General features: G+C 65.2%; 6 protein-coding genes. 3 read left to right on the forward strand and 3 right to left on the reverse strand.

The genetic code is table 11. The features are described 5' to 3' along the window. Positions 1 to 18: 18 nt before the first annotated feature. On the reverse strand, positions 19 to 636 hold the full coding sequence (locus ASH04_RS22730) for a YqgE/AlgH family protein (protein ID WP_032371389.1): 618 nt from the start codon (positions 634 to 636) through the stop codon (positions 19 to 21). 54 nt (positions 637 to 690) lie between these two features. Further along, on the reverse strand, positions 691 to 1,380 hold the full coding sequence (locus tag ASH04_RS22735; protein ID WP_057474596.1) for a TetR/AcrR family transcriptional regulator: 690 nt from the start codon (positions 1,378 to 1,380) through the stop codon (positions 691 to 693). Between the two features lie 117 nt (positions 1,381 to 1,497). Between ASH04_RS22735 and ASH04_RS22740 the strand changes: the two genes are divergently transcribed. From ASH04_RS22740 to ASH04_RS22750, 3 genes are read left to right on the forward strand one after another with little or no spacing between them, the layout of a single operon-like run. Continuing rightward, complete coding sequence (locus ASH04_RS22740; protein ID WP_057474597.1) at positions 1,498 to 2,430, forward strand: NAD-dependent epimerase/dehydratase family protein; 933 nt, start codon at positions 1,498 to 1,500, stop codon at positions 2,428 to 2,430. A 24-nt stretch (positions 2,431 to 2,454) separates the two neighbouring features. Then, positions 2,455 to 3,741: an MFS transporter gene (locus tag ASH04_RS22745; RefSeq protein ID WP_057474598.1), complete on the forward strand. Its 1,287-nt coding sequence runs from the start codon at positions 2,455 to 2,457 to the stop codon at positions 3,739 to 3,741. Positions 3,742 to 3,800: 59 nt separating this feature from the next. Further along, positions 3,801 to 5,297 (forward strand): DUF4185 domain-containing protein, encoded by a 1,497-nt coding sequence (locus ASH04_RS22750; protein ID WP_057474599.1) that lies wholly within the window; start codon positions 3,801 to 3,803, stop codon positions 5,295 to 5,297. Positions 5,298 to 5,446: 149 nt separating this feature from the next. Here ASH04_RS22750 and ASH04_RS22755 read toward each other — a convergent pair whose 3' ends face one another. Further along, positions 5,447 to 6,610 (reverse strand): IS30 family transposase, encoded by a 1,164-nt coding sequence (locus ASH04_RS22755; protein WP_442971212.1) that lies wholly within the window; start codon positions 6,608 to 6,610, stop codon positions 5,447 to 5,449. Between the last annotated feature and the right edge of the window lie 125 nt (positions 6,611 to 6,735).

The following is a 6,735-nucleotide window of genomic DNA, read 5'->3' on the forward strand; positions in this document are numbered from 1 at the left end:
ACACCACTGCCGTAGGCACTAATTCCGTTCGACGTCGATCGGGTGGGATGCCAACAGCGCCAACGGCATCGGCTGACGACGCAGAACCTGCGCCCACAGGTCGACGCGCGGCGGACCGATCACATCGGAAGCCAAGGCCGACAACACGATCCAGTCTTCTCGGTCCAGTTCACCTTCGAGCTGCCCGAACGTCCACCCCGAGTACCCGGCGAAGATGCGCACACCCTCCACGTACGGCGCGATGTCTGCGGGGTCGGAATCCAGATCGACCATCACCACCCGGCCGTCGACTCGACGCAGACCGGCGACCCCGTCGATCGACGCACCGGTGCGCAGCGTGGCCAGACACAGTGCCGAATCACGCTTGACCGGACCACCGACGTACAGGGCCCGCGGCTTTGCGGCGAGCTCGGACCAATCGGGCAGCACGTTCTGCACCGCGGTCTCACTGGGGCGATTGATCACGACGCCGAGACTGCCCGCGTCGTTGTGTTCGATGATGTAGATGACGGTGCGCCGAAACGTGGGCTCCACGAGTTCGATGGACGACACCAGCAGACTGCCGGGACGAACATCGTGCAGTGCCGACGCCGTCCGGTCCTCGGGTTCCTCCGCATGCGCTGCCACATCAGCCATTGTGGCACCGCACACCGCCGGATGTGGCACAAGCACGACGGCCAGTCCTCGGTCCTACTCGAGCCCGGCAATCTTCGTCAGAATCCCCAACTGGAACTCGAACAACGCGTCCCGGTCGGCAAACGTCGTCGCGCCGTACTGATCGAACACGTCGAAGTTGATCGCACCGAACAGTGACGCCCACACCATCACGCCCAATGCGATGAGCTCGTCGGGCAGGTCCATGTCCATCTGGGCGCGGATGTCCTCGAAACTTGCGTGCAGCGAAGCCAACTCGGTGGGTGCCGATTCGATGTCCGGGCGACGGATATCCCAGGCCGACTGCAGGACTGCTACCAATGTGGTGATCACCCGGGTCCCCGGGCCGGTGGTCTGTTCGGCGGGCGCGTGGTAGCCGGGTACGGGGCTGCCGAAGAGCAGCGCGTACCGGGCCGGCTCTCGCAGTCCCCATCGACGCACCGCCCGGCTCAACGCCCGGAATTGGTCGGCAGGGCCGTCCGCGGCGTCGACGGCCGCGTCGACCTCGTCGCCCAACTCGGAATACGCATCGACGACGAGCAACGTCAGTAGTTCGTCCCGGCTCGAGACGTAGCGATAGACCGCCGAGGAGACGACGCCCAGATCTCGGGCGACCGCGCGAAGCGACAGGGCAGCAGCACCGTCTGCGGCCAGGTGCTCGCGTCCGATGCGGGTGATGTCGCTCAGAGTCTGGGCGCGGGCTCGGGTACGCGGAGTGCTCGCCATGCTCGCTACTGTAACTGCCGCTCTTTTCCGAGAGCACTGCTCTTGCTTTTCTCCGAGCAGAGGTGCACACTCGACACATCAGAGAGCACCGCTCTCGTTTACCGAAACGGAGTAGCCATGTCAGAACTTCACGTCGTCACCGGTGCCGGACCCGTCGGCTGGACGATCGCCGAACAGCTTGCTGCACAGGGACATACGGTGCGGATCCTGACTCGATCCGGCAGCGGGCCACAGCATCCGAACATCGAACGGCGATCGGTCGACATCGAGTCCGACGACCTCCGAGCGCACGTCGACGGAGCAACCGCCATCTATCACTGCACCCACGCCGCCTACGAGAACAAGGTGTGGCGCGACAAGCTCGAGGCGATGGAACGACGTGTGCTCGACGCGGCCGCGGGCACGGTCGTCGTGTTCCCCGAGAGTCTCTACGCCTACGGCCGGGTCGACGGGCCCATCCGCGAGGACTCGCCCAGAAATGCCACGTTCCGCAAGCTGGGTGTGCGCACCGAACTCCTGGCCGCACGCGACGCTCACTCGACCCCCACCGTCAGCATCGCGGCATCCGACTTCTACGGCCCACGGGTGCTCGTCTCGCACATGGGAGAACGTGTGGTCGCCAATGTGCTCGCCGGTAAGACCATTCGGGTGATCGGGGCCGCGAACCTACCCCATTCCTTCACGTACGTGCCGGATTTCGCAGCCGCGATGATCGTCGCGGCCGCACGACCGTCCACGTGGAACACCGTCCTGCATGCACCGACCGCCCCCGCGGTGACTCAGCGGGAGATGATCGAGATGTACTCCGCTGCAGCGCACTTGCCGACCCCGAAGATCGGTGCCGTACCGGCTTGGGTCATGCGAGCACTGGGGCTCGTTTCCGGTCCGATGAAAGAGCTGGGGGACACCCTGTACCAGTTCCGCTACCCCTACATCCTCGATTCGAGCCACAGCGAGCGCGTTCTCGGCCTCGAGCCCACCCCGCTCGCCGACGGCACAGCCGCGACGATCGCGTGGTGGAAGGCAGACAAGCCCGCCGTATCGGTGTGACCGACGCGGGATAGAGTCCCGTCGGTGAACGACGCCTCCTTTCGTACCCGCCTACGTGAGTCCCCGGGCGTCGGCAAGCTCACCACCGTTCGTTTCGCCGGCCAGTTCGGTGATGGATTGTTCCAAGCCGCATTGAGCGGTGCCATCCTGTTCAATCCCGAACGCGCCACCAACCCCGCCGAGGTCGCCGCCGGTTTCGCTGTTCTGCTCGTGCCCTACTCGTTGGTGGGCCCGTTCGCAGGTGCGCTGTTGGACCGCTGGGATCGTCGATCGGTTCTGTTGTGGGCCAATATCGTTCGCATCGTTCTCATCACCGCTACCGCCGGGCTTCTGTGTGCCGGGGTCGACGCCACGCCGCTGCTGCTGTTGGCTCTGGCCACCGTGGGGCTCAGTCGGTTCGTCCTGGCGGGCGCGTCGGCATCCTTGCCGCATGTGGTGAGGCAATCGTGGCTGGTGCCGATGAACTCGGTGCTGGCCACCGTCGGCTCCGGTTTCGCGGCGGCCGGTGCGGGACTGGCGGTCGCAGTGATCGGTGCCGTCGGAGCGGGGGATCTCGGTTCGGGTGTCGCCGTGGGGCTGGCCGCGACCGGCTCGGTGGTCGGTGCTGTTGCGGCCGGACGGTTCGCGCCGCGGTCTCTCGGTCCCGATACGGACGATCGGCCCGGCAACCCGCTGAAAGATGTTGCCGCCGGCCTGAAATCGGGTGCCCTGGCGGTGTGGCGGTCGCCGGGCGTGACCACCGCGATGATCGGCATCGGGGCACACCGCATCGTGTTCGGCATCAACACCCTCATCATGGTGCTGGTGCTGCGGGAGAGCACGCAGAGTTCCCTGCCCGGCGGCCTCGCCGGCTTCGGCATTGCCGTCGGAGCCACGGCCACCGGAATGTTCCTCGCCGCCGTCATCGCCCCGTTCGCCGTCCCGCGGTTCGGCCGCACCCGCACCATCGCCACCGCTCTCGTCCTGGCCATCGCCGCTCAGGTCGGTGCCGTCTCCGGCCTCACCCAGACCAGTCTGCTGCTCGGAGCATTTCTCCTCGGCATCGCCGGGCAGACCGTCAAACTCAGTGGGGACGCCGCCATGCAGATCGAGATCGACGACGCGCATCGTGGACGAGTCTTCGCGTTGCAGGACACCGTGTTCAACGTGGCGTTCGTCGGAGCCCTCGCCGCGGCCGCATTCGCCGTCGGACCCGACGCCACGGAGCTGAGCCAGGATCCCACTGCGCACGCGCTGGTGTTCGTCGGAGCAGGGATCTACGCCGTCGGCTTCGTCGCAGCGATACTCAACACGAGGCGCGCACCGCGCTGACGTGGTGTATCTTGCCGTATCGGACCGCTAGGTTTCGTCGGACAACACGGGGGCACCGCATGCATGGCCGCACGACGTCGCTCGGCTGCATCATCGCGGTTGCCGCAGGTACAGCCGTTCTTGCCGCACCCCCCGCGTACGCGGCCCCGCCGCCGCCGGTGAATTTTTGTGGAGAAACCGGATTCGACCCCAAGGACTACCCACCAGAGCCCGTCGGGCCCGGCAATCCGCCGCAACTGCCGCCGTTGCCGGATCGTGTGGTGATACCCGTGCCGTATCCGTCGGTCGAACTCGTGCCGGTGCCCGACCCGCCGCCGCACAACACCCGTGTCCAGGCGGAACCGTCGACCGACCCGTGCGCGGACCCCTGCCCCGACCTCACCGACGCCACGGAGTCGCCCACCACCGGCTCTGCAGACCATCTGCCGTTCCCTCGCATCGAGATCGACCCGCAACCCGAGACCCTTCCCATCCCGATTCCCGGCCCCGGTGGAACTCCGGGAACCCCGCCGCCGGCACCCGCGGTCACCGCGGCGGAGTCCGGGCCGACGACGGTACCGCCGGTGGCACCGGCCGTCGGACACGTCGAGGTGGTCTCGCAGCTGACCGGACCGGGATCGGAGAACCGCACCGACAAGCGCTGGCAGGTCGACGGCACCGACCTCGGCATCATGTGGGAGAGCAAACCGGGCGAGGTCGCCGTCGTATTCGGCGATTCCTTCGGCAGGGGTTGGGAATTCGGTGTGGTCGGCGGAGAGGATTGGCGGTCGAACGTACTGGGACACAGCACCGACACCGATCTGTCCGACGGTATGACCCTGGACTCGATGGTGCAGGATTCCCGTTGTCACGCAGCCGAACTCCTGCCCTCGCGCAAGATCAAGAATTGGGAGACCACCGTCATCCCCACGTCCGGGTTCGCGATCGACGACCGGCAGTACATGTCGTACATGTCCATCCGGCGCTGGAGCACGATCCCCGGCATGTGGTGGACCAACTACGGCGGCATCGCCTATTCCGACAACAACGGTTCCACCTGGGTCAAGGACGAGCATGCCAAGTGGGACAACGTCTTCGGCGTCTCCAAGTTCCAAGTGTCGACAATGGTCCCGGCGGGGGAGTACGTGTACATGTTCGGCACCGTCAACGGTCGCGCCGGACAGGTCGGTCTCGCTCGCGTCCCGAAAGCGGACGTGCTGAACAAGACCGCCTACCAGTACTGGGTGAACGGCACGTGGGCTCCCGTCGGATCGAACGAGGCCACCCCCATCGCCGGCGGTATGGCCGGGGAACTGTCGGTTCATCACGACGACGCCCGAGGCCTCTGGCAGATGACGTATCTGGATCCGTTACGCGGCGATATCGTTCTGCGCGAAGCAAATTCACCGCAGGGCGAGTGGACCGCCCCGAGCACCCTGATCGATACCGCCGAGTACCCCAAGACCTACGGCGGCTTCATTCATCCGTGGTCGACGGCGAACGAGCTGTACTTCACCGTCTCGGAGTGGGACAGCTACAACGTCTATCTCGTCAAGGCCGAGCTTCGCTCGTCGTGAGTGGAAACTCGTGACGGGTTCACGTGGTCGTCGCAACGAGCAGTCGTTTGTTGTACTCCTCGAGTGGAGTATCCCATCCCAGGGTCTTTCTGGGGCGGTTGTTCAGTAAAGCGGCGACGGCACCGAAGATCCCGTTCTCGTNGACGGGTTCACGTGGTCGTCGCAACGAGCAGTCGTTTGTTGTACTCCTCGAGTGGAGTATCCCATCCCAGGGTCTTTCTGGGGCGGTTGTTCAGTAAAGCGGCGACCTCGTCGAGCCGTTCGGGACCGTGCACCGACAAGTCGGTGCCCTTCTTGAAGTACTGACGGAGCAGACCGTTGGTGTTCTCGTTGGTGCCCCGCTGCCACGGGGAGTGCGGATCACAGAAGTAGATCTGCACCCCTGTGGCGACGGTGATCTCGGCATGCTTGGCCATCTCCCCGCCTTGATCCCAGGTGATCGAACGCATCAGTGCCGCAGGCAGTTCCGCGATCTTCTTCGTCATCGCCTCGGCCACCGACGCCGCCGAATGATCGATGGGCAGATGCAGCAGCATCACCAACCGTGACGTCCGCTCGACCAGTGTCCCGATCGCCGACCCGCCCTTGGTGCCGATGATCAGATCACCCTCCCAATGGCCGGGAACGTTGCGGTCGGCGACCTCGGCGGGCCGTTCGGAGATGTTGATCATCCCGCGGATTTTCGATCGCCGTTCGGTGGTGCGCCGGTGCGCGAGACGCACCGGCCGGCCCGTCCGAAGATGCCTGGTCAGCTCCTTGGTCAGGCCACCTTTGCTCTGAACGTAAAGGGTCTGGTAGATCGTTTCGTGCGACACATGCATCTCCGGCGAGTGAGGAAATTCCTTCCTCAGTGTCGCCGAGATCTGCTCGGGCGAGTAGTCCAACTCGAGCAGCGCCTGCACCCGATCGCGCAGCAACGGCGTGAGCTCGAGCTTGCCCTTCTTCGGGCGTTTGGCTGCCTTTCGGGCATCACGCTCGGCCTGATGCGGCTTGTACTGTCCACGGAAGTACTTGTGCCGCTTGAGTTCTCGACTGATCGTCGACACCGCTCGCCCCAGGCATGTCGCGATCGCGGTCATCGTCCAGCCGTCCCGGACACCGTCGGCGATGAACTCGCGTTCCTCCAGCGAGAGGAAACGGCCCGTCGGCTCCGGTGTCGAGCGTGGACGCACACCACCACGTTCGTACACCCAGTTCCAGCCGCTGCCCTCGCTGATACCGACTGCGAGGGCAGCGTCCTTGATCGTCACGCCACTGCTACGCAGTGACCAGAACGTCATCCGAACCTGATGTGAGAAACCCGGGTGAACCATCGCAAACATCCCTAATGATCAGGCACGTTGCAACCACCGCTCGAATCCGCCCGACCCCTGCTACGAGTACCACTCACCTGCGGCGAAGCCGCTCCAAAGCGTCGAACATCTTGAATCGTCCACTC

The sequence above is a fragment of the Rhodococcus sp. Leaf233 genome (assembly GCF_001426165.1).
GTDB lineage: Bacteria > Actinomycetota > Actinomycetes > Mycobacteriales > Mycobacteriaceae > Rhodococcoides > Rhodococcoides fascians.